Below are 23,421 nucleotides of genomic sequence, written 5' to 3'. Positions count from 1 at the left end.
GCGTTTGGATACTAGTGTTAATTATTCTATGACTCTATCTTGGTGCAGTCAGCGGCACCGGCTTTTTGGGCTCAAAGCCTTCGATAATGTGACGTTCAAGTGGGTGCCCGAGACGTGCTTCAATCATGCGCAAATTTTTGGTGTTATCTTTTGAGACCAATGAAATCGCTTCGCCTTGAGCACTTGCGCGACCGGTACGGCCAATTCGGTGGACGTACTCGTCGGCCGGGAAGGGTAGATCGTAATTGATCACGCGCTCAAGCGACTCAATATCAATGCCACGCGCGGCGACGCCGGTGGCAATTAAAAATTGGATGTCACCGTCTTTAAAGTCTTCTAGCAATTGGGTCCGCACGGCTTGGCTGCGTCCACTGTGAAACGCTTCAGCGGCAATGCCCCGTTTTTCCAACTGGGTAGCGAGTTTGGCGGCGCCATGTTTGGTTTCGATAAAAATCAACGCTTGCGTCCAGCCATTCTCTTTAATTAAATGGCTAAGTAGTGCGGATTTCTTATCTTTATCGACTGGAATACACCACTGAGTAATGTTGTCTTTCGAGGCATCTCGTGCGGCAATGCTAATTTCTTTGCCTTCATCGCCAATGGTGGCTTTGGCTAGATCGCGCACTTTATTAGACAGCGTGGCCGAAAACAGTAAGCACTGCGTGCTTGCCGGCAATCGATCTAGAATATTCTGAATCGCATCAATAAAGCCCATATCCAGCATGCGATCCGCTTCGTCGAGAACCAGCACTTCTACTTCATCTAAATAGACGGCACGTTGGCTGAGTAGATCTCGTAGACGTCCCGGGGTGGCGACCAAAATGTCGACGCCGTCGATCAAGGCTTGCTTTTGTGCTTGCTCGTCCATGCCGCCAACCATCGCCAAGGTTTTTAGCTCCGTAAACTGGCTGTCTTGACGTGCGCTCTCAGCCACTTGCAGAGCGAGTTCACGAGTGGGGGCGATGACGAGTGCGCGAGCGCGCTTTTTGCGCCCAGCTTCATCGGCAGATAATTTATCGATGATAGGCCAGATAAAACTCGAGGTTTTCCCGGTGCCCGTTTGTGCCGCAGCAATCAGATCATGCCCTTGTTGGATGATCGGAATCGCTTTCGCTTGAATAGACGTTGGCGTGGTAAAGCCGCGTTGGGCAATAGCTTGGCAAAGCGGGGCGCTTAACCCTAGTTTTTTAAATGGCATAACAGACTCAACAAACAAGAAGCGTGTGACTGTGTTACCGCCCAGACACACTGAATGGCGTGGAGTCTAGCACGAACCTTACAGTAGCACGACGCAAAATCTGTCGGCGGGTTTTTTCTTGGCTTTGGCAACAATGGGTAAAGGATATGATGAGCTGAACAAGGATTGTAAATGAAAACACCTATACTGAGTGTACTGGCCCATATTCGTGGATAGCACCCCCTCATGGATGAATTAATAAACAGGTTTGCACGCTTTGTTCTGCCGTTATGTTGTTTTCTGGCCGCTGGCGGCGCTGCCGCGCAATCCGCAGATCTGATTATCAGCAATGCAACGATTTATGACCTCGATGAGGCCGACAGCATCGTCGTCGATGACGGTAAGATAGTCTTTATTGGAAAGGGGGAGGCGGTCCGCACCTACCGCTCTCCTGATACTGTCTGGCTGGATGTGGAACAAGCATTTGTGATGCCCGGCTTTATCGATAATCACAATCATGTCTTTGAAGCGGCATCATCTGCTGGGGGAAATTGCGAGCTCAGTCTAGATGCGGGCCTAATGGAACAGATCCCCTACCTGACTTATTGCCGTCAACAAGCACAGTCGGACGGCTGGCTGATGGGGTATGGATTTTCATTGGATGCAATCCTCGCTGCGGGCCAAGCGCACACGCCATTAGAGGTGATCGATAGTATTTTTCCTAAACGGCCGGTTGTTCTGATGGAGCAAACGTCGCACTCCATGTGGGTGAATTCGTCGGCATTAGCGCTGGCGGGCATTGATAAGCAGTCGCCGAACCCACAAGGAGGGGTGATTTTAAAAGATGAAAAAACAGGCGAGCTCAATGGTATTTTGCTCGATAATGCTGGTGACATCGTCATGGAACTTGCGTGGAACCAACTCGAGGAAAAGTTTGAACAAAGCTACCTTGGTTTACTCGCAGGTTTGGATGCCGCCGCCGCGCATGGGATCACCACGATTGGCGATGGCCGTCTTTACTGGAAACGTGGTTGGTTTGAGGTGTGGCAGCAAGCCGAGCAAAATGGCGACCTCACCGCGCGCGTGTCCCTCCGTCCTTGGATTTACCCGCAAGAGCCGATGTCAGCTCAGCTTGCGTTCTTAAAAGGCATTCAATCCAGCGATCCACAGCGTTTGTTGTGGGTGGATCAAGTGAAAATGTACAGTGATGGCATTATCATTAATGGCACGGCGAAAATGCTGGCTCCCTATTTAAACACCTACCTGTCCGCTTACCCTAACGGCCTTCACTATATCCCGCCGCAAGCTATGGCCGACTGGTTAGGTGCATTGCGGCAAATAGGCTACGGCGCACACATTCATGCGATTGGAGACGCAGCAGTGCATGCTTCGCTCAATGCGATTGAATCCGTGCGCCGCCAAGGCAGTCGCCATCCTTACACATTAACGCATGTCGAGTTGGTTGATCCCAGCGATCTACCTCGGTTTAGCCAGCTGAGTGTGACAGCTGATTTTCAAGTAGGCTCTGATTATGTCGCCGCGCATGATCATCAGTGGGCCGAATATTTTTTGGGGCTCAAGCGAGCGAAAGCATTGATGAACGTGAATGCTCTTTTTAAAACGGGCGCCAATGTGACGTTAAGCAGCGATTGGAATGTGCATAGTATTAATCCGCTAGTGGGCATCGCTAACAGCCTCATTATGGATGCGACAGGGCTGCCTGATATTCACGCTGCCATTGATGCGTACACCATTAATGCCGCGAAAAGCTTGGGACTTGAGGCTCTCACAGGTTCTATTGCGGTGGGTAAGTCCGCAGACTTGGTGATACTCAGTGATGACATTACCCTCATGCCCATTACGCAGGTGCCAGAGACGTCAGTTTTGATGACCCTGTTACAAGGGGAGATCGTCTTTGATGCGACCCGTTGATTTGTTCAGTTAGCGGGTTTGGTGACAAAAGCTCGCTTTATCAATATATTAAAAATTTCGTAGTCCGAGAGGGCTAGACGTTCACGGCAAAGAGTACGCTGGCCCTCCGCGGCATGATGCGTTTTCGAAAAGGATATCGAACACTGACATGATGAAGTTTTATGCTGCCGACCAATACCAACCTGCTTGCGAGCGATTATTCAATCAATGGCGAGTGGCTTTTCAACACCAACTTCCTGAAGCGCGAGTCGAGCACATTGGCGCGTCGTCGATCCCTTCAGCAATATCGAAAGGCGATCTCGATATTTTTGTTGGTGTACCTGCCTTACAGCATGAAGAGGCTGTGGCGCGGCTAGTTGAGTTGGGTTTTCAAGTAAAGCGAGATACGTTACGGACTCCCGAGCTGTGTATGTTGGAATCCAAACAGGGTGACGGTGTTGCGTTGCAAGTGGTGGCCAATGGCTCTGAGTTCGAAGATTTTCTGACCTTTCGAGACACGCTGCGCGCTAACCCACAACTGGTTCACACCTACAATGCGCTTAAACGCGCCTGTGAAGGGTTTGAACAAGATGACTATCGGGAAAGAAAAGCGAGGTTTGTGGAGCAGGTTTTATCTTCGTCAGCTGGTCTGTAAGGCGAAAAACTTTTTTTATCGTTGCCGTGTTCTAACTGTGCCTCTTACGCTTTCTCTGAGGCTAGTTTAGCCCTTTAAATCGGCAAAATTAGGGGGTTGTAAGGTTCTGATTGTGAAAGGTTTTATTTTCGTGATTTCAAAGGGTTATGTTGTTAGCCTAGCGGCGCATTGATTGAGGGAATGATATGAAGACACATAACCAGACATTTCATCAAGAGAACTTTTCTCACCAAGATCTCAGTGAGCTCGAATTTAAAGACTGTACCTTTATCCGCTGTGACTTTACCCGCGCTAACCTTCGCGATGTGACGTTCAAGCGTTGCAAATTTATCGAACAGGGTGATATCGAAGGGTGCCACTTTATCGCTGCTAACCTTCGTGATGCCAGTTTTCAGCAATGCCTATTGGCGATGGCCAATTTTAGTTTTGCCAATTGTTACGGTATTGAGATGAGAGAATGCGATCTGAAGGGCGCGAACTTTTCCCGCGCAAACTTTGCCAATCAAGTCAGCCATCGTGTGTACTTTTGCTCAGCGTTTATCACCGGCTGTAACTTGTCTTATGCCAACCTTGCGCAAGCGTGCTTAGAAAAGTGCGAACTGTTTGAAAACCGTTGGATTGAAACCAACCTCCTCAGTGCGTCATTAAAAGAAGCTGATCTGAGTGGCGGTGTTTTCTCGTCCGATGTATGGGGGCAGTTTAGTGTACAGGGTGCGAATTTATGTCACGCTGAGATTGATGGCCTAGATCCACGCAAAGTGGATCTGTCGGGCGTGAAAATAGCCGATTGGCAACAATCTCAGCTACTTGAAAGCTTAGGCCTGATTGTTTTTCCGGATGCGCGCTAGTTGCACACAGTGTTTCTATAGGCTTTAAGGAACCTAGGTTGTCGACGAGTGTCAGTAATCTCGTCTCTGTTATGATTAAAGAGTTTGGTATCAATAAGGATAGGCAATGAAGACGTTAGCGATTATGTTATGCACCGCGCTTGTACTTTCTGGCTGTCAGTTAACCCGTGTTGAGGGCGAAGTCGATGATGTTGAAGTAAAAGTGAGTACCAAAGAATCGAGCCAATCAGAAGGTAAGTTCTGCCCACCTGGGCAAGCGAAGAAAGGGAAGTGCTAGGTTAATGCGCGAACAGGGATGTTTGTCTTAATAACCTTATTTTTTGTGGCACATTAATTGAGTTCAAAGTTGCTCAATATCAATCGAAAAGCATTCTGTTGTGCTAGGGTGGCAACATCGTTGTTTTGTGGAGCACACTGGTAATGTTGTTGAATGTCACCGACAAACAAAAAGAAGATAAAATCCCGCCTGTCGTGCGTCTTGGGTTTAGACCATTTTTTCTCTTTGGAGCACTTTATTCCTGTGTCGTTATTGTCATTTGGGCGGGTCTTTATGTTCACCCAAATACATTTTCACTGACGGTACCCTCACTATGGTGGCACGCTCACGAAATGCTATTTGGCTTTGCGATGGCCATAGTCGGTGGTTTTCTCATGACGGCGGTGCAAAACTGGACTGGAGTTCCGGGAACGCGTGGGTTAAAGCTTTTTGTTGTATTTATGCTTTGGCTTGCCGCTCGACTGAGCTTTTGGGTGGACGTCCCCATTTGGTCTAGCTTGGCGCTGGATACGCTATTTATTGTTTGTATAACATGGTCTGTAGGACATCGAGTTGTTGTAACTAAGCGTCAGCGCAACTATTTATTCATACCTATTCTAGCGATGGCGGCGGCACTGAATACGCTATCTTACGGAGTGTTACTAGGATACGTTTCCTTGCCGATAAACCAAGTTTGGCATAGTACCTTGCTTTGGTACATGATGCTTATTAGCGTGATGGGAGGGCGGGTAATACCGTTTTTCACGGAAAAGAAACTGAGTGTAGAGATACCAAGTGTGCCTGAATGGTTAGAGCGCGTCATCAATATATCATTTCTGTTGTTAATTAGTGTCACGCTAGCCTTAGGAACTGACAATACCATCGCACGTGGCTTATTGCTCTTAATGGGTATCGCGCAGGGCTTTCGGTTGCTCAGTTGGCAAGGTTGGAAGGCGTATTCAGAACCTATGTTGTTTTCTCTTCATGTGTTCTATCTCTTTCTGCCGCTTGGTTTACTATTAAAAGCTGTAGTCACTGATCCTTGGGCGTCGCAATTAATCTGGCATTTATTTGCTATTGGTGCTTTAGGTGGCGTTATCTTAGCGATGATTACACGCGTGACACTGGGACATACAGGCCGTAATGTTTATCAAGGCCCTATGTTTGCTTGGTTGTTTTGTATGCTGTTCATGTCCGCATTGGTGCGCGTCTTTGGTATATGGTTATGGCCAAGCTATTCATTAGCACTTGTTTCCGCCTCTGCACTTCTGTGGACGATAAGCTATGGCTGGTTTGTAATGTGTTTTGGCCCGATGTTAGTCAAAGCGCGTGCTGATGGTGCGGCAGGGTGATGGTGCACTGTTAACCTTTTTTATTTGGAGTCAGACAATGTGGAAGATAGTTGGATTTTTGTTTTTGACTATACCACTGTGTGCTGTTGGTAGTGATGAGCACGTTGATTGTGATAAGGCGGTTTCAACACAGGATATTAATTATTGTGCGTCTTTAGAGCTTTCAGAGGCAAAGCAAACACTAGATAAATATTTATCAACGAGTTTGGAGCACAATAGCTATGATCCAGAGCTTGTCGCCGCAATTAAGACGGCGCAGAAAAATTGGTATAAATATATGTCATCACATTGTGACGCTATCTATACTCAATGGCGAGAGGGGTCAATTAGAGGTGTGATGTCGATAAGTTGTCAAACGAAGTTGACACAAGCCAGAACCTATGAGATGTGGGAAAACTTCCTGACCTATATGGATAGCACACCACCTATACTACCCGAGCCTGAGATGTGGCCTGTACGCGACTAGTTTTATACGGTATCACCCAGATCTGGAAAAGCCTATTACTCTCTCTTTTGTTCCAGAGGAAGACAAAAAGTTCGTATTGTTTGATGGCCTTGAGCCGGGTACGTACACGGTAAATGCAGTGCGTTGTTTACCTCCAAGCGGGTATGTTTTTAACGGTAATAAAAACTACTTGGAAGGAAAGGTTACGCATGATTTCATTGTCGAAGCCAATACCCTGATCCTATCTCCATATGCTTTTTATGGCGATGAACTACCTTACAATAAGTTTACGTTTAACTATCAAGGATCAGCGGATAATATTGATTTGCTTAAACGCCTTATCAACGGTGATCAAATCTATATGTGGCGCATTAACGACTATCAGTAACTGTTTGATTAAGTTATCTCTATAGGTCGCTTAAGACTGCATAGAAAAGAAATAAAAGGCCAGACAGATTATGTGTGGCCTTTTATATTTTATGGCCATCATCGCGAAAGGTAAAAAAGCTATGAAGCACCATAAGGACATGGTAACGAAAGAAGAGATTCAAGCGTTCTTTGATGCCCAGTTTAAAGGCTCAAACTTGATGATTGAGCAGGTTGAAAATCAATACGCATTACTACGACGAGTCGTGACGCAACAGGATCTGCGTCCGGGGGGTACGGTATCGGGACCATTTATGATGACACTGGCCGATGCTGCTTTGTATGCCGCAATATTTGGGACATTGGGGATTGAAGAGATGGCGGTCACGACAAACCTAAACATGAGTTTTCTGCAAAAGCCAAAGGCGGAAGCGGCGTTAACTGCAGAATGTACGCTATTAAAGGTGGGTAAAACCTCAGTGGTGGGCGATGTCGTTATCCGCTCGGAAGGAGAATCAGCACCTGTTGCACATGCTGTTGGCACGTTTGCTCTCCCCAAAAACTAAGACAAAGAAGAGAGTCTATAAGACAGGTGCTTGGCGCAGCGTTTACTGGTATTCACCTCTAAGCGTTGCTTCGAGGTATTGGTCGGCCTTACCCTCATCGACCAATTGTTTAAGCCCTTTGTTGAGTACCTCAAAAAGCTCTTGCGCTCGAGGCGAAGCCTTAGAAATAATCACGTGGTATTCGCGCTCTGACAAAATCTGCTCTGCAGGCTCGAGTTGCCCTCCCAGCTCCATTTCATTAATGGTCTGTTTACCCACATTTAGATCCTCTAACACACCGTCCAATCTGCCGGCAGCGAGCTTCTGGTAGTTACTTTCCGGAGAAGAAACTCTGCGAATTTTCCATCCGTTGTCAGACTCCAGATCTTCGAGTCCATATGAGTAACCAAGTACACCGCCTATCGTATATTGGGTCAGGTCGTTGCGCGACGACCAGCGAATAGGTTTGTCTTTACGTTGAAAAATGGCGTCCTTCAGTACAACAATTGGGTGTGAATAAAAGAAGTGCTCTTCACGTTCGTCGGTTTTACTCCATACAATCGACCCATCGTAGAGGCCAGATTTGGCTTCCTCAAAGCTGCGCTTCCAAGGCATATACACAAACTCAACGGTATAACCTTGAGACTCAAACGCTTCTTTAACTAATTGGGTCACAAACCCGCCTTCTTTAAGCGATTTTGAAATATAGGGTTGCCACTCGCCACTGGTAAGCTTGACCACATTGGCACTTACGGTGGTGGGTAGTGCGAGTAAGCATGTCACAATAAAGGCTCGAAATAGCCCATAGATGGATGTTCGTTTCATTCTTCACTCTCCACAAGTTACATCTGTGTTAAAAACAATTGTCCATATTAACTTATTTATCAACTAAAGGGCGGAGAGAAAGTGGAAGACGCTGCTTTTGGCGATGGTCGCTTTGCGCTAGCAGACTTTTTGGTAGCCATTATTTGCGATCGCGGTGATCGGTATTTGTCGTCGGGGTTGTTTTCGTAGAACACCTTCCCGCCAGCATAAAAAAGGTGACCCATGTGGGGTCACCCAGTTGAATTTGAATACAGTGTTCGCACTACGCTGTGGCGAATTTGTAGGTGCGATAGCCACCAATCAAGTTGCGGGCTTTAAAGCCATTGTTGACTAGCTGGCGGTAGGCGACGTTGCCGCGCAGACCGACTTGGCAGTACACCACAATTTCTTTGTCTTTTGGCAGCTCATTGATGCGTCCGCGCAGCTCGTCGACCGGAATATGCACATCACCTTCAATAAGCTGACCGTTTTCTCGCTCGGGCGCATTGCGCACATCAAGTAACACTTGATCGTCGGCCAGATTGTCTACCTCATCAAAGTGGATTGGCGTCGCGTCACCTTTGAGGATATTGGTGGCCACAAAGGCCGCTTGGTTAATCACATCTTTGGCACTTCCGTAAGGCGGTGCGTAGGTGAGTTCTAGATGTTGTAGCTGCTCAACGGTCATGCCAGCACGTTGTGCCACGGCCATTACATCAATGCGCTTATCAATGCCGTCTTTACCCACCGCTTGTGCGCCTAAAATCGCGCCGGTATCAGGGGCAAACAGCAGCTTAAATGAGACGATTTCCGCACCGGGATAATAACCGGCATGACTGGCGGCGTGAACATAGACTTTTTGATAGTTGATGTCAGCGTGCTTAAGTTGTTTCTCGTTTTGGCCCACCGAGGCGATGGCGAGATCGAATACTTTGCAGATGGCGGTGCCTTGGGTGCCAAGATAATGTTCAGTGCTGCCTAGCATGTTGTCAGCGGCCATGCGTCCTTGACGGTTCGCCGGACCCGCTAGTGGCACTAACGTTGGCTTATGGGTCACAAAGTCGATTTCTTCGACTGCATCGCCGACCGCGTAAATATCGGGATCTTGGGTCTGCAGAGTACTGTTGACCCCAATGCCGCCTTTTTCACCAATGGCAAGCCCCGCTTGTTGCGCCAGCTTGACTTCGGGCTTAACGCCAACCTCCCTGATCAAACGCTCNCGTAAATATCGGGATCTTGGGTCTGCAGAGTACTGTTGACCCCAATGCCGCCTTTTTCACCAATGGCAAGCCCCGCTTGTTGCGCCAGCGTGACTTCGGGCTTAACGCCAACCGCCATGATCAAAAGCTCGGTATCCAGTTTGTCGCCATTGTTAAGTGTCAGACGTAAAGCGCCTTCTAGGTGTTGCGGCTCACTCGGCTCGCCGGCATCATCACTGGCGACATGCGTGGTGGGAATAAACTCGGCGGACTCCAGCGCTGTGCCTAGGCGTAAATCCACTCCTTTATCGCGAATGGTTTGATGAACAAATCCCGCCATTTCTCGGTCAACCGGCGTCATGACCTGATCGGCCATCTCCAATAGGGTGGTTTTAATCCCGCGTTGATGCAGCGCTTCCATCATCTCAAGGCCAATAAAGCCCCCGCCAACGACAGTCGCATGGCTGGGGTTATTCATATCAATGGTATGCAAAATCGCATCCATGTCTGGAATATTGCGGAGCGAGTGGGTCAGCGGATTATCTAGGCCAGGGATGGGCGGCATGATGGGGGCCGCACCTGGGCTTAACAGTAATTTGTCGTAACTTTCTTGATAATCGCTGCCATCGGCACGGGTGACGGTAACTGTTTTGGCCTCGCGGTTGATCGCAATGACTGTGCTGTTGATGCGCACATCCACATTAAAGCGGGCGCGAAAACTGTCTGGGGTTTGCAGCAAGAGTTTACTGCGATCGGTAATATCTCCGCCGATATGATAAGGCAAACCACAATTAGCGAACGAGACGTACGGGCCACGTTCGAACATGATAATTTCGGCTTGTTCACTTAAGCGACGGGCGCGAGCGGCGGCAGAGGCGCCACCAGCGACGCCGCCAATAATTACGATTTTGGTCATTATGACTCCATCAAGCGTTGCTGAGTCCAAGTTTTTTCAGGAAAAAGGCAGCCGGACAAATCCCTGTAAACGCACTTTGGATCAGGTTTACGCCAATGAAGACGGTTAACCAAATAAATTGGCTGTGAACTGTGAGGGTAAGCACGACAGAAAGTAGCACCATCATGCCAGCGATTACGCGTACGCCATTATCAATTGTCATAGCAGACTCCTTTGCATCCTCTATACGATTACCCGACAGACCGAACCGCTTTGGCTCGAACGCCTTCAGTGTTTGTCGGCACTGGGATCACTCTAGAAGTTATATTTAGAAAAGTCTAATTATATTTAAGCTAAATTAGAATTGACTAAACAAAATGGCGCGCTAAGCTATGAGTATTGGCGAGAGAGGAGTAGGCGATGGCAGAGTCAAGCGTGCCGTTTGAAGCAGAAAGCATACCTGACATGGACATTGTTGCCATGCGTAAGCAAGCGTCTTTGGTGGCGACCATGTTGAAAGTGATGGCCCATCCTGAGCGATTAATTGTGCTGTGCCAGCTTTTGGCCGGAGAGCGCTCCGTGGGGCAATTGCTGCAAGGGTCGTCGCTCAGTCAGTCGGCGTTTTCCCAGCACCTTAGCGTGTTAAAGCGGCATCAACTGGTTAAGGTGCGCAAGTCATCCCAGCAGGTGTTTTATCAGCTCAATGATCCCTACGTCGCGGCGATTATCGCCACCTTGCAGCGGCTCTATTGTGCCTGATGTGTCTGAATCTGAGCGAGCAGCACACATTCATTGCCCGTCGATGCGCTAAGTTAATTAACATTCAGCCATTTTACCTATCGTTTTCTTGTCGTTACTGACATCAGCCAAAGGATCGAATATGCGAGATGCCCAGCCACAAGGTCAGCTGATCACCCGAGTGATGAACAGCTTCTTCCCGCCCATCCTCATCGTGCTTGCACTGCTGGTCGGGGCGGCGGCGCTGTGGCTTACACCCAAAGAAGAAGATCCGCAAATCGTGGTACCAATGGCAGATGTGGTGGTACAAGCGCCTGGTTTGAGTGCGCCACAAGTGGCAAAGCAGGTGACGCAGCCGCTCGAGAAAAAAGTCAGTCAAATTGATGGGGTGGAGTATGTGTATTCCACCACCCAAGCAGGCTCCGCGTTGGTCACGGTGCGCTTTTACGTGGGTGAAGATCGCGAGTCTGCCTTGGTGAAACTTTATAACAAGCTGTACGCCAACCAAGATGCGATCCCAGCTGCTGTGAGCGAATGGGCAATCAAGCCGGTGGAAATTGATGATGTGCCGATTGTGATTGCGGCACTGCGTAGCGACAAACCGGACCAGCTCGACCATTATGCGCTGCGCCGTATTGCCGAGCAGGCCACCTTGGATCTCAAAGCCCTTCCCGAAACCAATGCGGTAAAGGTAGTGGGCGGGGTGCCGCGGCAGGTATTGGTCACGCTCGATCCTGCGGCTATGGCTAGCTATCAGATCAGCGTGTCCGATCTCACCAATGCCTTCTCATTAAGCCATCAAAAGCGCGATGTCGGGGATATTCAGCATCAGGGTGAGCGCTATGTATTAAAAACCGGCCAGTGGTATCAAAGCCTTGAGGAGATACGCCATTTAGTGGTGGCGGTGGTTAATGGCAAACCAGTGTACCTGCAGGATGTGGCCGAATTATCCGACGGCGCGCAAGAGTCCACCACAGATACCTGGATCCAATCGACCGATGATAGCCAGCCGCATCCAGCGGTGTTTCTCTCGGTGGCCAAGCAAAAAGGTTCGAACGCGGTGAGCGTGGCCGAGGATATCACCGCCACGCTCAATCATCTGGTCGCCACACAATTTCCCGAGGGCGTGAGCGTTGAGATTATTCGCAATTACGGTCAAACCGCCGATGCCAAAGTAAAAAACTTGGTGTCCAGCCTCGGTATTGCGGTGCTCACCGTGGTGGTCTTTGTTGGCTTGTTCTTAAACTGGCGAAGTGCCTTAGTGGTAGCGATTGCGATCCCAATCAGTTATGGCGCGGCATTAGGGCTGGATTTAGCCTTTGGCTATTCGATTAACCGCGTCACCCTGTTTGCGTTAATTTTGGCGCTGGGACTGATTGTTGATGATCCGATTGCCAGTATCGACAACATTGAACGGCACCTGACTCATGATAATAAGCCCCGTGGACGCACGATTGTGCTGGCGATGTTGGAAATCAAACGCGCATTGATCATGTCGACGGTGGCGATTGTGATTGTGTTTACCCCGATGTTTTTTATCACCGGCATGATGGGGCCGTATATGGCGCCCCTTGCATTCAATGTGCCGGTCAGTGTGGTGATCAGTACCTTGGTAGCGTTTTTAGTCACCCCTTGGCTTGCCAAAAAAATTGTCCGCGCTTCCAATAAAGGTGATGACTATCGCATAGAGACCACGCCGCTGTACCGTGGCTACCGACGCGTGTTGCTGCCATTGCTGGAAAACAATCGTCGCGCCAAAGCATTTTTATGGCTAGTGGGCGTGTTGTTCGTCATCGCCGCCTTGCTGCCTGCTTTGCGCCTCGTGCCACTCAAACTCTTGCCGTATGACAATAAAAACGAGTTTCAGGTGGTACTGGATTTGCCGGAAACCGCCAATCATGTTGATACCTCCAACGTGCTGCGAGAAATGAACCGTTATCTACACACGCAAGCCGAGGTGGTGTCGGTATCCGGCTTTGCTGGGCTCGCCTCACCGATGGATTTTAATGGCATGGTGCGACATTACTTTACTCGCCAAGCGCCTTACCAGGGTGAACTGCGTGTGGTGCTGGTGGATAAGCACCGGCGCACGTTGCAATCGCATGGCTTGGTCACGCGCATGCGTGATGAATTAGAAGCCATCGCAGCAAAATATGATGCCGAAGTGCAATTAGTGGAAATGCCGCCGGGGCCGCCGGTGCTGGCAACCATTGTCGCGGAAGTGTATGGCTCACCAAGCACGCCGTATTCAACCCTGCAAGCGCAAGCGACGCAGGTGGCTGAGCGATTAAAGCGTGAAGCCTTGGTGTCAGAAGTGAGCACCAGTATCCAAGGGCCTCTATCGAGCTGGCAGTTTGTGGTGGACCAAGAAAAAGCCGCCTTGTCTGGTATTGCCGTGGCCGACATCAACCAAGCGCTCAGGGCCGCGAACCAAGGGGTCACGCTGGCCTATTTAGCGGATGCCGATGAAATGGATCCTTTGCCCGTGAGGCTGCAACTTGCGCCAGATGCCCGTGATCAACTTGATGCGCTGCTTGCAGTGCACGTACGCGGTCGGGCAGGGGTGGCTAAACAATTGGTTCAAGGTGCCTTGGTGGATGCGCCGAAGCCGCTGGTCGCCTTGAGTGAGATCGGTCATTTTGAGCGGCAACCGGTTGATCAGCCTATCTATCATAAAAATTTGCGCCCCGTAGTGTATGTGTATGCCGAACCCACTGGACGCGTGCCGGGTGAAGTAGTCGCTGATGTGATGGCCGACTTTAATCAACCTGAATCGGATAGTGCTCGCCCGCTATCAGCGCGTAGTTATTTGGATAATGGCGCGGGTGATGGCTGGCAAGTTGATGAGGGTATCGAGGTGGTATGGAGTGGTGAAGGAGAGTGGAAGATCACCATTGATGTCTTCCGCGATCTGGGGATTGCCTATGGTGCGGCACTACTGGGCGTTTTTATAGTGATGCTGATACAAACTGGGCTACCGGCGGTATCGGGCATTATTATGCTCGCGATTCCGCTGACCGTGATTGGCATCATGCCGGGTTTTTGGTTGCTCAATGGCTTAAGCGGTGAGATCAACGGCTACCCAAATCCGGCGCTATTCACCGCCACCGCGATGATTGGCATGATTGCATTGGCAGGGATTGTGGTGCGTAACTCACTGGTGTTGATTGAATTTATTCAACAGTCACTTGCACAAGGCATGGCGCTGAGTGAAGCCCTAGTACAAGCGGGCGCGGTGCGAATGCGGCCTATTTTGCTCACCGCCGGCACCACCTTATTGGGGAATGTGATTATCACCCTCGACCCTATTTTCAATGGCTTAGCGTGGGCAATTATTTTCGGCATTGCCGCGTCTACCGTGTTTACCTTGCTGGTTGTGCCTGTGGTGTACAACCTTGCGTATCAACATCACTCGACCCATGGCTTATCAGTAGAAGGAGAGGATGCATGAAGGCAAAAAAAGGCTTACTCGCACTGGTGCTAGGCACTGGGTTATTGGTGTTATTTTTGGCGATGGCTGGCGCCTTTACCGAGAAAGTGGCGTCAGAATCGCCCCCCAAACCTGTCGCAAGCGATATGAAAACGCTAACACTGGAAGCGGTCGAACAGCCGCAAACGCGTACCTTCTCGGGTAAGCTAGTGGCACGACAAAACTCCACGCTGGCAGCGCGGATGACGGCCACCGTCGCGGAAGTGTTGGTTGATGTCGGTGACCGCGTTGAGCAAGGCGATGTATTACTGCGTTTAGATAATGCCGACCTCAGTGCCAAAGTTCGCCAAGTGCAACAAGCCTTGGCCTCGGCGCAATCGCAACTGAATACCGCGCGCAGTGACTACCGACGAATGGAGACCTTGTTGGCGAAAAAGCTGGTGCCTCAATCTCAGTTTGATGAAGCGGAAAATCGCTTAAAAACGGCGCAGTCTGATTATCGCCGCGCCCTTGCTGCGGTGGACGAGGCAGAAACCCAATTTGGTTTTAGTCTGGTGCGAGCGCCTTTCTCAGGCGTGATCACGGAAAAGATCATCAACCAAGGTGATACGGCAACACCGGGCGCGGCGATGTTATCGCTGTATAACCCTGCCAGTATTGAAGCGATGGTGAATATGGCTGAGTCTGTTTTGCCTTTTGTGGCGATTGGCCAATCGTTAACGGTTGAATTGCCCACCTATAATAAAACGCTGACAGGTATGGTGCGCACGATGACGCCCGCCGCCGATACGAGCTCACGCAGTTATCGTGTCGTGGTGACACTGCCGTATTCGGATCCTAACGATAGCTTGCTGCCAGGCATGTTTGCAAAAGTGACCGTGTCACAAAAGTCCGAACCTGTGCTTTACTTACCGAGCAATGCGTATTATCAAATTGGACAACTTAACTATGTGAAGGTGCTCGATGCGGGTGAGGTGAGAACACGGCTTGTATCGCTCACACAGCAAAGACGCGTGCGTAAGGGGTTAAAGCCTGGCGAGGTGGTTATATTGAATCCGTAAAAAATGCAGTGATTCAGGTCGCGTTATGGTGAATATCATCAATACTTAGGGGGAGGTTTCCTAATAGGAGTTCACTATGAAAATTGCGATATTATCTGCCACGGCACTTGCAGGTTCATTATTATCTGGGCCAGCATTTGCACTGGACACCTCTTCACTAAAAGTATGTGGGGATGGCGCTGGTTGGCCCCCTTATACTTTTGAAAAAGGGGGACAAGTTCAGGGTTATGATGTCGATGTATTAAATGCGATATTTTCAGGGCAAGGCGTGGATGTCAGTGTAGAAATGCCGCCTTGGAAGCGCTGCGTGCTACAAACGAAAGCCGGTAGTTATGACATTGCCTTGAGTGCGTCGTTTAACGAAGAGCGCGATCGTGACTTTTTACTCACAGAATACTATTACACTTTGCAACCTAGTTATATCTATTCAACGACTCAACACCCTAACGGTTTACAAGTTAACTCAGTCAGTGATTTGAATAACCTTCGTATGTGTGGGCTATTGGGTTATAACTACACAGGCTTTGGTGTTGATGATAGTAAAGTCAGAAAATCGGCAAAAAGCTTCGAGCAGTTAGTGCAAAAAACGGAAGCAGGACGCTGTGACGTATTCTTGGCGCGCTACGAAATCTTAGCTGGGTTTAAAGTCGCCCAAGGGATTGACTACTTGGCGGATAACATGAAAGCGGTCGCGGTTCCAGGCAATAGCGGGGACAAATTTTATATGATGATCTCGCGTGAACACCCTGAAGCTAATGAAATAAAAGCGACATTAGACGCAGGATTCAAAGAAATGCGTGAATCAGGTCAGCTGCAAGCAATGTTGGATGAGTACCTCAATTAACGTATTTAATGCGTTCACTAATAGATATTGAGCTGTATTATTACCAAGATAAAAAGAGGTGTAAGCGCCTCTTTTTTCATTTAACGGTTTTATCCTTGGGTCGATTCTTTCACGGGCCGCTCACGTTTTCCCAATGTCTTAACACGATACATGTCATGATCAGCGGTGGCCATGACTTCATCGAGGCTTTGGGGTGACTCAGGATCGTAAAGCGCATGCCCGATACTCAGAGAGGGATAGAGTTTATAGGTTTGCCATGCGCATGCGCGGGACTCTACCGAGGTTTTGATGCTGTTTATAATACTATTTACATCACTGGGTCGTGCATCTCTCAATATTGCAATAAATTCATCCCCTCCTATGCGTGCAATCACATCAGAGACACGAACACTTTGACGTAGACGTGACGCGACATGAGCAAGTAGCGCGTCGCCAGCTTCATGACCATAAACGTCATTAACCAACTTAAAGTCATTCAAATCGATATTGAGTAGTACGAAAGATTCTTTTTTTTCTGTAGTTATCTTTTCCAGTAAATCAATGGCAAAACGACGATTGGGCAGTGTTGTTAACTCGTCTTGGAACGCTTGTTCTTTCGCTTTTAAAAAGCTGCGATAAAATAGGCCAATCATGCCGTAAATTACTATAGCTAAGAAAATACAAATAGTGTAAACGAATACGCTTAGTTGTCTGACTTGAGGTGTTTGTTCAATGGTATATTGCGCAGCCAAAGTCCACTCACCGTTAGGCAGGTTTATAGGTACAACAAAGTCGGCATTAAAAAAGGTCTCTTGCGAGCCATGGAAATAATCTAGCGTTTCGGTATTCCTTATGGAAACGGATGCCCCTACCAGATTAAAAAGACCCGAGTTTTCGAATAGCTGAGTATAGTTGATCACGACACTGACGCCGCCCCAGTAAGAGCTTTTATCAATAGGAGATAAAAAAATGGGGAAGCGTGCGATAATCGCTTGTCCACCTTGCACAAGATCTACCGGACCTGCAATATAAACGTCTTCAAGATTTCTCGCCCGCAGTACCGTTCGATACTGTTCCGGCCGCGTGCGAAAATCGAGCCCTATGGCTGCTTCATTTCCCTTTAGTGGATAGACGTGGCTAATAACATCATTGGGTGAGAGCCCAACGTTTCTCACATAACTGGCTTTGGTGAGGAGTTTACCGGCAACGTCGTCCCAACTTGCCATGGCGAATTCGGGGTCAATCGCAACAACAGTCGCAAGGCTATCGGCGAGGTAAGTGTCTCTAAATATCGCCGCTTCAATACGGGAGCGAATGAGTGCGGCCTTACGGTTGATGTCTTCTTGTTCCTCTTTAATTACTTGTTCAATGATATAATTATGCGTGCTGACAACGGCTAGCCCAGCAAGCAGTGCAAAGCCTAATGTAAAGACTAAAAACCATCGATTGAACTGTCGCTGAAAAAGCATCGCACACCCTATAAATAAAAAAAGAAGGGGCTGGTGCATCCCTTCTTTTAGTGTATCCGATATTTTTATTTTCGATTACTTAATACCATATTTTTCAACAATTTTATCGAATGTCCCGTTGGCTTTTATTGCTTCTAGCCCTTTGTTATAGGCATTAATAAATAGATCACCGTCTGGATTCGCTTTACCGGAGGTGACGTGAAGCGGTTTCGATGATAGGGCCTTATTCGTAAACGCAAACGCATTTGCGTCCATACCTTCTTCTTTCATCACGGACAGCGCGACAACCCTGTCTTCCAAGGTGAGATCGATACGATTAGCGAGTAATTTCTTCAAATTTGTGACTAAGTTATTCGCCTCTGGTTTATCAAAACTGTCTGAGGCAAGAAACGCATCGCCATACCCATAATCACGGATGATACCAATTGTTTTTCCTTGTAGCCCACTAAGATCGGAAAATTGGAAGCTGTCACCGGCGCGCTTGATAAATGTCAGCTCATTGGTGAGATAAGAATCGCTGTAGTGCAAAAAATCAGTGCGAGCTTCGGTGTACCAAGTGGCCGGTAGCAAATCGATGGTGCCCTTGCTTACTGAATCGAGTGCACGGGCCCAAGGCATGATTTTGAACTCAACGTCATAGCCTTGCGTTTTCATCGCTTCGGTTAATAGCTCAACCGAGATACCGGGCATGGAGGCATCGGTTGTCACAAACGGCGGCCAAGGGTCTTGGGCGGCGGTTAATGTGCGCGCCATTACCCCTGGTGCCATCAGAATAAACAGTAAGCCAACTGTAAATATCTTTTTCATTGTCGCTCCTTGTGATGTACCAGATTGTTATGTTTTAAATTTACCCATCTGTCCTTTAATGTTTTCACTCAGCTCCAGCACTTTGTCTGTTCGAGCTGCGTTTTCTTGTGCGCCTTCGGTCACATAATTCGTGGCGTCTGACGCTTCGTTGATCGCTTGACTGACTTCATCAATGGCTTGACGTTGTTCATCAGTCGCTTGCGAGATTTGTCCACTACGCTCGGAAATATCAGTGATGGTTTCGCGCACTTGGCTGACCGACTCTTGTGACTCAGACACTCGACCGGCGGTGTTCTCCAAGATACTGCCGATACGTTTGATCTCTTTCTCCACGGACTCAGTTGCTTCGCTCAACGATTTGATGTTGGATTGAATTTGCTCCGTAGACTCACTGGTTTTGACCGATAGACTACGCACTTCATCGGCAACCACCGCGAAACCGCGACCTTGCTCGCCGGCGCGCGCAGCCTCAATGGCGGCGTTGAGCGCGAGTAGGTTGGTTTGCTCGGAAATATCATTAATCACGTTCACCACATCGGAGATCTTCTCGCCTTCCTCTAGTAGCTTGTGCATTTCGGCGTTGACGTTTTCCATCTCAGAACGCATGTTGATGATCTCAGACGCAGAGCTTTCGATGGTGTGATACACCTGATTGACCAAATCGGTCGCTCCCTGCGCATGGGTTGCAGCGTCGTTAGCGGTATCTGCAACGGTTGCAATCGATTGATTCATCTCAGTCGCTGCTGCTGCAACCGTAGAAAGGCTTTGTTTTTGTTGCTCGAGGCGTTCGGCGTTTGTCCGTGCCATCTGTCCGCTTTGTGCTGCGACTTCAGCCAAATTGATTGAAGCCTGCGTCACTTCGTTGACGATTTCGCGCAACGAAGCCGTAAAGTGATTGATGTGCTCGGTGATCTTCGCGAATTCTTTATATTTGGGTTCCGGGATCACTTTAGAAAGATCGCCATCGCCACTCGCTAGCTCGCGGACGCGTTCGGTGAGGTCGTTAAGTGGTTTTACCACGGTCGCGGTCAGGGCTAAGATCAAAAACACAATCATCACCGCGTCAAGTACAAGCAGCTCGATAATATTGCGATACAGGGTATCGGCGAGGGCCGCTTCTAAGCGGTCAGTGTTATAAAATACCTGTACCGTACCGACTTTGTTAGTCTCCCCGTACTCGGTGAAAGACAGTTCACTCTCTTCTTTAGGCATGGCTTCATAGTAAGCCTGCTGATCGGCGCCAATGTCGACGGGAGGACGCTTTTCTCCATCTTCTGAGAGAGGGCCGAGGCGTAAAAACAGGATGGCTTCGCCTTGGTTATCTAACACCCGAACGCCTTTGATGTCAGGGGCTTTTAACTCGGCGGAGATCGAGAGCTTGGCCGCTTCAAGGTCAAAATCCCAAATTGCTTTGGGCAAGCTCAGCTTCATGCGATTGGTGGCATTATCCACTGTGGCGACAAGTGCACTATTGAGTTCCTGTTTGGTGCTTTGGTAATCAATGTAACTTGATATCCCCAAAACGACCGAAACAGCAATAACCACTTGTGTTACAAATATTGCTTTCAGACTTTTAAACATAGCGCTCATCTTCCATTTTTTTCCACGCCCAGTGGTACAGCAGTGCTTTCCCACTTAACTTTGGTGCAGCGCCACCTAGTTGCCTAGGTGGCTCTGCATAATCATTTCAACATCAATTTTTTTAAGGCCTTCGTTGACGATGTCACGCCATTTTCGTCCCTCGTCATTGTCGGCAAAGGCAATATAAAGCTTTTTGTCGACAAGAAGTTTCTTGTTCATTTGCAATTTGTCTTTAACAGCACTCAGTGCAGGGTCGTTTTCTTTAAGGTAAGCCAGCACGTTGGCATCGACGACCGCAAGAGGCAGACGTTCGCGGCCGACTTTCTGTAAATTTTGGGTATCGCTAGTCACGGCGGACGATTTAAGCGTGCCATTGGCAATTCGCGCATCCAGCTCTGGCGTGTTCACATAGCCACGCACCACGCCGATCGTGTGTGAGGCCAGATCATCCAAAGAGGACCATTCAATCGGTTGATTGGTGTTTTCGACAAAACCAAGCGGACCGGTCCCTATTGGGTCGGAAAAGAGTAACTCGTCGGTCTCGTAGTAGTATTCGGGGAAGTATCCAGCATATTGGGCATCGTTTTTCACTAAGTACACAGTGCGAGACCAAGGATAAAACTCAACATTGAGTTCGTGCCCCATCGCTTCAACCGCGGCTCTAACGACCGCAACCGACGCACCTTGTTCGGGCAGGCTTTTGCCGGAGTAGGGCGGCCAATCAAGGGATGGCATGGTGAGTACGTCTGCGCGTACGGTCGCAGAGACCAGAATACAAACCGAGAATGTCATGGTGAACAAATGCTTGAGCATAGTTCCTCCGATTTTTTAAGTTCTTCTATCAGCATAGACGACAAAAAAAACGCTGAGAAAAATGATCGATATTTAACGTCTTGGCTTGGTTATTCACGAAATAAAAATGACATTAAGATCATGTATTTATTGGATTTATATGGATTTTTTATGAACCAAGAAAGATAGCGCTCGATGCGCAAAAAACTAAGCACATCAAGGGTTGTCTATAAAGTTAGCGCTTTTCGGATAAATGGTGGACAAAAAAGCGCCGCTATGAAGAGCGGCGCTGAGGACGGCGAGCGATTAGTTGCGAACCAAGCTCACACCCGAGTAGTTTGAGTAGCCGCGCACCATGACATGGTAGGTTTCACCAGCTTGTGCGTTGACAGTGCATGATTCTTCATTGCCATATTCAAAAGGACGGCAGTCCCAATCGCTTGTGGTGGGGGCGCTACCGGCTTTTACATATAAGTCGGCATCACCTGTACCACCACTCATGGTGACGTTTACCGAACGATTGCTGTCAACCTTGAAAGTGAATAGCTCAGAGGAGCCACGGCTACCACTCAAACCTGTTTTTGGCTCGTTAGGGAGTAACACCGAGTCTGTGTTGTCATCAGAGCAAGCAGAGGTGTTAACACCGACGGTATTAAAGGCTGAAACCACATCGGATTCGTTGTAGTTGAGATCTTTTGCGGCCTTAACGACACCACAACCACCTTCATCAAAGGTACTATTGGCTGTCCAGTACAGTTGGTTGGCAACGGTGAAGACTTCAAAACCTTTGCGGACATCCCAATTTGGCTTGTTAGCAAGGAGGTAGAAGGCACGGTTGAAGACACCGCTTGAATAGTGCACGTTAATGCCTGAATAGTATTGATCTGCATGGTCAATAGATTTGCCATCGCGAGAAGGCTGTTCAAAGTAACGCAAACCACCTGAGCCTTTGAAGATATCCGCACCGACAATCCAGTCTACATCACCATGCATGTAGAACTCAGCCGCTTCACCAGCGATATCAGAGAACGCTTCGTTAATACCACCCGACATATCACGATATACCAGTCCAGAGTTTTGCTCCGTGAAACCGTGGCTGACTTCATGGGCGCTAACGTTGATATCGACCAATGGATAAAACGTTGATTGACCGTCGCCGAACGTCATTGAGCTGCCATTCCAGAAGGCATTTTCATAATCCTTGCTGTAATGGACTCGCATCGTCAACTGGAACGTCAATGGTGCCGTGTTCATCCAATCTTTGTACATATTGAAAACGACATGACCAAAGTAATGCGCGTCATTCAGCGGGGAGTATGCGCCGTTAGTGTATTTTGTATCGTTGTAGTTGGTGCCATCTGGACATGGGTACGTAAACGCGTTGGTGCCTGATGTGCCGTGGTTCAGGTTAACCGTTTTGACGTTGTCGGTTTCCATGGTACACACATCGCCCACTTTATCGACGGGGAAGTCATCATAATCGGTGCCATACAGATATTGGCCCGTTTTTTCATTGCCACCTGGACCGGTACCACCGGCAGTTGCATGATTGATCCCATCCCACTGGCTAATGATTTCACCTGTTTCCGCATCAACCATGTAGAAAGGACGCTTAGGCTCCTCTGCGGCGACAAAGAAATCCACGATATACACGAGCTGTGCTTTTTGGTTTTCATCGAGTTGAACGACCAGTTTGGTGTTCTCATTTTCAAAGGGAGCGGCGGTGAGAGTAGTCTGGCTCTGTGTGAAGTGTGCTTTCGCCGCACCTAAGGCATCTTGGCTATCTAGTGTAGGTGCGAGTGTCATAATGTCTTCGGTGAGGCCTTGTGCCATAGTGCCGTAAACATCGCTGCGTTTTCCAGCTTTTTCAGTGGCAACCACATTGGTATCCAGTACAGGAACGCCTTGGTAGGTTTGCTGATAGCGTACTTTGACTTTACCACTAACCAAGTCAACTTGGATAATTTCATTTTTATTGCCCTATTTTTTTGTTGAAAGATTCCTTTCTCCCCAACTGCTTAATAGGAAGACGAGCGTGCTGCTCGCCCATCAAACGTGGCTTATAGATAACAATATTTACAAGGCTTTTTATTTTTTACATGTATAGATTTTGTTACAAAAGGGTGGTTTTTTATGATGTTTATGAGAGAGAGGTCTCGTTTTATGATTCTGATTTTAATCGATATTATTATCTATTAATAATTAAGTGACAAAAAAATCGTACAGAATAAATGACTGTTTTGTTTTGAGAGGTTATCCGCAAGTTT

20 protein-coding genes and 2 pseudogenes are annotated in these 23,421 nt (G+C 48.4%); 12 read left to right on the top strand and 10 right to left on the bottom strand.

All coding sequences use genetic code 11. The annotated features are described in order from the left end of the window. Nucleotides 1-34: 34 nt before the first annotated feature. On the bottom strand, nt 35-1,198 hold the full coding sequence (locus BZJ17_RS14675) for a DEAD/DEAH box helicase (RefSeq protein WP_077641204.1): 1,164 nt from the start codon (nt 1,196-1,198) through the stop codon (nt 35-37). Between the two features lie 225 nt (nt 1,199-1,423). Between BZJ17_RS14675 and BZJ17_RS14670 the strand changes: the two genes are divergently transcribed. The 8 genes from BZJ17_RS14670 to BZJ17_RS14640 all read left to right on the top strand — a co-directional run bounded on the left by BZJ17_RS14670 (nt 1,424) and on the right by BZJ17_RS14640 (nt 7,576). Next, entirely contained in the window at nt 1,424-3,109 is a 1,686-nt protein-coding gene (locus BZJ17_RS14670; RefSeq protein WP_077641203.1) for an amidohydrolase, read from the top strand. A 151-nt stretch (nt 3,110-3,260) separates the two neighbouring features. Continuing rightward, the gene (locus tag BZJ17_RS14665; protein ID WP_077641210.1) at nt 3,261-3,743 is read left to right on the top strand and encodes a GrpB family protein; all 483 of its coding nucleotides are present in this window, start codon (nt 3,261-3,263) and stop codon (nt 3,741-3,743) included. 185 nt (nt 3,744-3,928) lie between these two features. After that, a complete protein-coding gene (locus tag BZJ17_RS14660; protein WP_077641202.1) occupies nt 3,929-4,591 on the top strand; it encodes a Qnr family pentapeptide repeat protein in 663 nt (220 codons plus the stop codon). A 106-nt stretch (nt 4,592-4,697) separates the two neighbouring features. Next, nucleotides 4,698-4,868 (top strand): hypothetical protein, encoded by a 171-nt coding sequence (locus BZJ17_RS17305; RefSeq protein WP_198534184.1) that lies wholly within the window; start codon nt 4,698-4,700, stop codon nt 4,866-4,868. Between the two features lie 143 nt (nt 4,869-5,011). After that, nucleotides 5,012-6,199: an NnrS family protein gene (locus tag BZJ17_RS14655; RefSeq protein ID WP_077641201.1), complete on the top strand. Its 1,188-nt coding sequence runs from the start codon at nt 5,012-5,014 to the stop codon at nt 6,197-6,199. Nucleotides 6,200-6,236: 37 nt separating this feature from the next. Beyond that, complete coding sequence (locus tag BZJ17_RS14650; RefSeq protein WP_077641209.1) at nt 6,237-6,665, top strand: lysozyme inhibitor LprI family protein; 429 nt, start codon at nt 6,237-6,239, stop codon at nt 6,663-6,665. Between the two features lie 76 nt (nt 6,666-6,741). After that, a complete protein-coding gene (locus tag BZJ17_RS14645; protein WP_077641200.1) occupies nt 6,742-7,032 on the top strand; it encodes a hypothetical protein in 291 nt (96 codons plus the stop codon). 121 nt (nt 7,033-7,153) lie between these two features. Then, on the top strand, nt 7,154-7,576 hold the full coding sequence (locus BZJ17_RS14640; protein ID WP_241836817.1) for a PaaI family thioesterase: 423 nt from the start codon (nt 7,154-7,156) through the stop codon (nt 7,574-7,576). 42 nt (nt 7,577-7,618) lie between these two features. On the opposite strand, the gene BZJ17_RS14635 is transcribed toward BZJ17_RS14640, so the two are convergent. The 4 genes and pseudogenes from BZJ17_RS14635 to BZJ17_RS14620 all read right to left on the bottom strand — a co-directional run bounded on the left by BZJ17_RS14635 (nt 7,619) and on the right by BZJ17_RS14620 (nt 10,676). Beyond that, nucleotides 7,619-8,380, bottom strand: coding sequence for a transporter substrate-binding domain-containing protein (locus tag BZJ17_RS14635; protein WP_077641199.1), 762 nt, complete (start codon nt 8,378-8,380; stop codon nt 7,619-7,621). 262 nt (nt 8,381-8,642) lie between these two features. Beyond that, nucleotides 8,643-9,572: pseudogene (locus BZJ17_RS17625) on the bottom strand (rhodanese-like domain-containing protein); the annotation flags it as partial. A gap of 8 nt (nt 9,573-9,580) precedes the next feature. Continuing rightward, nucleotides 9,581-10,474, bottom strand: a pseudogene (locus BZJ17_RS17620) (FAD-dependent oxidoreductase); the annotation flags it as partial. A 10-nt stretch (nt 10,475-10,484) separates the two neighbouring features. After that, complete coding sequence (locus BZJ17_RS14620) at nt 10,485-10,676, bottom strand: DUF2892 domain-containing protein (RefSeq protein ID WP_069586663.1); 192 nt, start codon at nt 10,674-10,676, stop codon at nt 10,485-10,487. A 197-nt stretch (nt 10,677-10,873) separates the two neighbouring features. Between BZJ17_RS14620 and BZJ17_RS14615 the strand changes: the two genes are divergently transcribed. The 4 genes from BZJ17_RS14615 to BZJ17_RS14600 all read left to right on the top strand — a co-directional run bounded on the left by BZJ17_RS14615 (nt 10,874) and on the right by BZJ17_RS14600 (nt 16,526). Beyond that, nucleotides 10,874-11,212 (top strand): metalloregulator ArsR/SmtB family transcription factor, encoded by a 339-nt coding sequence (locus BZJ17_RS14615; protein WP_241836816.1) that lies wholly within the window; start codon nt 10,874-10,876, stop codon nt 11,210-11,212. Between the two features lie 121 nt (nt 11,213-11,333). Beyond that, a complete protein-coding gene (locus BZJ17_RS14610; protein ID WP_077641197.1) occupies nt 11,334-14,642 on the top strand; it encodes an efflux RND transporter permease subunit in 3,309 nt (1,102 codons plus the stop codon). Next, nucleotides 14,639-15,682 carry an efflux RND transporter periplasmic adaptor subunit gene (locus BZJ17_RS14605; RefSeq protein WP_077641196.1) on the top strand — a complete coding sequence of 348 codons (1,044 nt, stop codon included), beginning with the start codon at nt 14,639-14,641 and terminating at the stop codon, nt 15,680-15,682. Before BZJ17_RS14610 ends, BZJ17_RS14605 begins: the two co-directional genes overlap by 4 nt. A gap of 76 nt (nt 15,683-15,758) precedes the next feature. After that, complete coding sequence (locus BZJ17_RS14600; RefSeq protein WP_069586660.1) at nt 15,759-16,526, top strand: transporter substrate-binding domain-containing protein; 768 nt, start codon at nt 15,759-15,761, stop codon at nt 16,524-16,526. Between the two features lie 89 nt (nt 16,527-16,615). Here the strand turns inward: BZJ17_RS14600 and BZJ17_RS14595 are convergent, their stop codons facing one another. The 5 genes from BZJ17_RS14595 to BZJ17_RS14575 form a co-directional block, all read right to left on the bottom strand. Continuing rightward, a complete protein-coding gene (locus BZJ17_RS14595) occupies nt 16,616-17,974 on the bottom strand; it encodes a diguanylate cyclase (protein ID WP_198534183.1) in 1,359 nt (452 codons plus the stop codon). Between the two features lie 75 nt (nt 17,975-18,049). Then, nucleotides 18,050-18,781: a transporter substrate-binding domain-containing protein gene (locus BZJ17_RS14590; RefSeq protein ID WP_077641194.1), complete on the bottom strand. Its 732-nt coding sequence runs from the start codon at nt 18,779-18,781 to the stop codon at nt 18,050-18,052. Nucleotides 18,782-18,808: 27 nt separating this feature from the next. Beyond that, nucleotides 18,809-20,362: a methyl-accepting chemotaxis protein gene (locus BZJ17_RS14585; RefSeq protein WP_077641193.1), complete on the bottom strand. Its 1,554-nt coding sequence runs from the start codon at nt 20,360-20,362 to the stop codon at nt 18,809-18,811. 75 nt (nt 20,363-20,437) lie between these two features. Then, nucleotides 20,438-21,175 carry a transporter substrate-binding domain-containing protein gene (locus BZJ17_RS14580; protein WP_077641192.1) on the bottom strand — a complete coding sequence of 246 codons (738 nt, stop codon included), beginning with the start codon at nt 21,173-21,175 and terminating at the stop codon, nt 20,438-20,440. A 285-nt stretch (nt 21,176-21,460) separates the two neighbouring features. Next, nucleotides 21,461-23,104 (bottom strand): M4 family metallopeptidase, encoded by a 1,644-nt coding sequence (locus BZJ17_RS14575; protein ID WP_277868807.1) that lies wholly within the window; start codon nt 23,102-23,104, stop codon nt 21,461-21,463. Nucleotides 23,105-23,421: the final 317 nt, after the last annotated feature.

This window comes from Salinivibrio sp. IB574, from assembly GCF_001996205.1.
Classification (GTDB): domain Bacteria; phylum Pseudomonadota; class Gammaproteobacteria; order Enterobacterales; family Vibrionaceae; genus Salinivibrio; species Salinivibrio proteolyticus.
This window is presented reverse-complemented; position numbering and strand designations above follow the sequence as displayed.

Excerpts from the sequence above, each read along its gene's own strand:
- BZJ17_RS14670 (WP_077641203.1), top strand. The coding sequence starts at position 1,424 with ATGGATGAATTAATAAACAGGTTTGCACGCTTTGTTCTGCCGTTATGT.
- BZJ17_RS14605 (WP_077641196.1), top strand. The coding sequence starts at position 14,639 with ATGAAGGCAAAAAAAGGCTTACTCGCACTGGTGCTAGGCACTGGGTTA.
- BZJ17_RS14590 (WP_077641194.1), bottom strand. The coding sequence starts at position 18,781 with ATGAAAAAGATATTTACAGTTGGCTTACTGTTTATTCTGATGGCACCA.
- BZJ17_RS17305 (WP_198534184.1), top strand. The coding sequence starts at position 4,698 with ATGAAGACGTTAGCGATTATGTTATGCACCGCGCTTGTACTTTCTGGC.
- BZJ17_RS14675 (WP_077641204.1), bottom strand. The coding sequence starts at position 1,198 with ATGCCATTTAAAAAACTAGGGTTAAGCGCCCCGCTTTGCCAAGCTATT.
- BZJ17_RS14620 (WP_069586663.1), bottom strand. The coding sequence starts at position 10,676 with ATGACAATTGATAATGGCGTACGCGTAATCGCTGGCATGATGGTGCTA.
- BZJ17_RS14655 (WP_077641201.1), top strand. The coding sequence starts at position 5,012 with ATGTTGTTGAATGTCACCGACAAACAAAAAGAAGATAAAATCCCGCCT.
- BZJ17_RS14610 (WP_077641197.1), top strand. The coding sequence starts at position 11,334 with ATGCGAGATGCCCAGCCACAAGGTCAGCTGATCACCCGAGTGATGAAC.
- BZJ17_RS14640 (WP_241836817.1), top strand. The coding sequence starts at position 7,154 with ATGAAGCACCATAAGGACATGGTAACGAAAGAAGAGATTCAAGCGTTC.
- BZJ17_RS14665 (WP_077641210.1), top strand. The coding sequence starts at position 3,261 with ATGAAGTTTTATGCTGCCGACCAATACCAACCTGCTTGCGAGCGATTA.
- BZJ17_RS14595 (WP_198534183.1), bottom strand. The coding sequence starts at position 17,974 with ATGCTTTTTCAGCGACAGTTCAATCGATGGTTTTTAGTCTTTACATTA.
- BZJ17_RS14650 (WP_077641209.1), top strand. The coding sequence starts at position 6,237 with ATGTGGAAGATAGTTGGATTTTTGTTTTTGACTATACCACTGTGTGCT.
- BZJ17_RS14585 (WP_077641193.1), bottom strand. The coding sequence starts at position 20,362 with ATGTTTAAAAGTCTGAAAGCAATATTTGTAACACAAGTGGTTATTGCT.
- BZJ17_RS14600 (WP_069586660.1), top strand. The coding sequence starts at position 15,759 with ATGAAAATTGCGATATTATCTGCCACGGCACTTGCAGGTTCATTATTA.
- BZJ17_RS14615 (WP_241836816.1), top strand. The coding sequence starts at position 10,874 with ATGGCAGAGTCAAGCGTGCCGTTTGAAGCAGAAAGCATACCTGACATG.
- BZJ17_RS14635 (WP_077641199.1), bottom strand. The coding sequence starts at position 8,380 with ATGAAACGAACATCCATCTATGGGCTATTTCGAGCCTTTATTGTGACA.
- BZJ17_RS14580 (WP_077641192.1), bottom strand. The coding sequence starts at position 21,175 with ATGCTCAAGCATTTGTTCACCATGACATTCTCGGTTTGTATTCTGGTC.
- BZJ17_RS14660 (WP_077641202.1), top strand. The coding sequence starts at position 3,929 with ATGAAGACACATAACCAGACATTTCATCAAGAGAACTTTTCTCACCAA.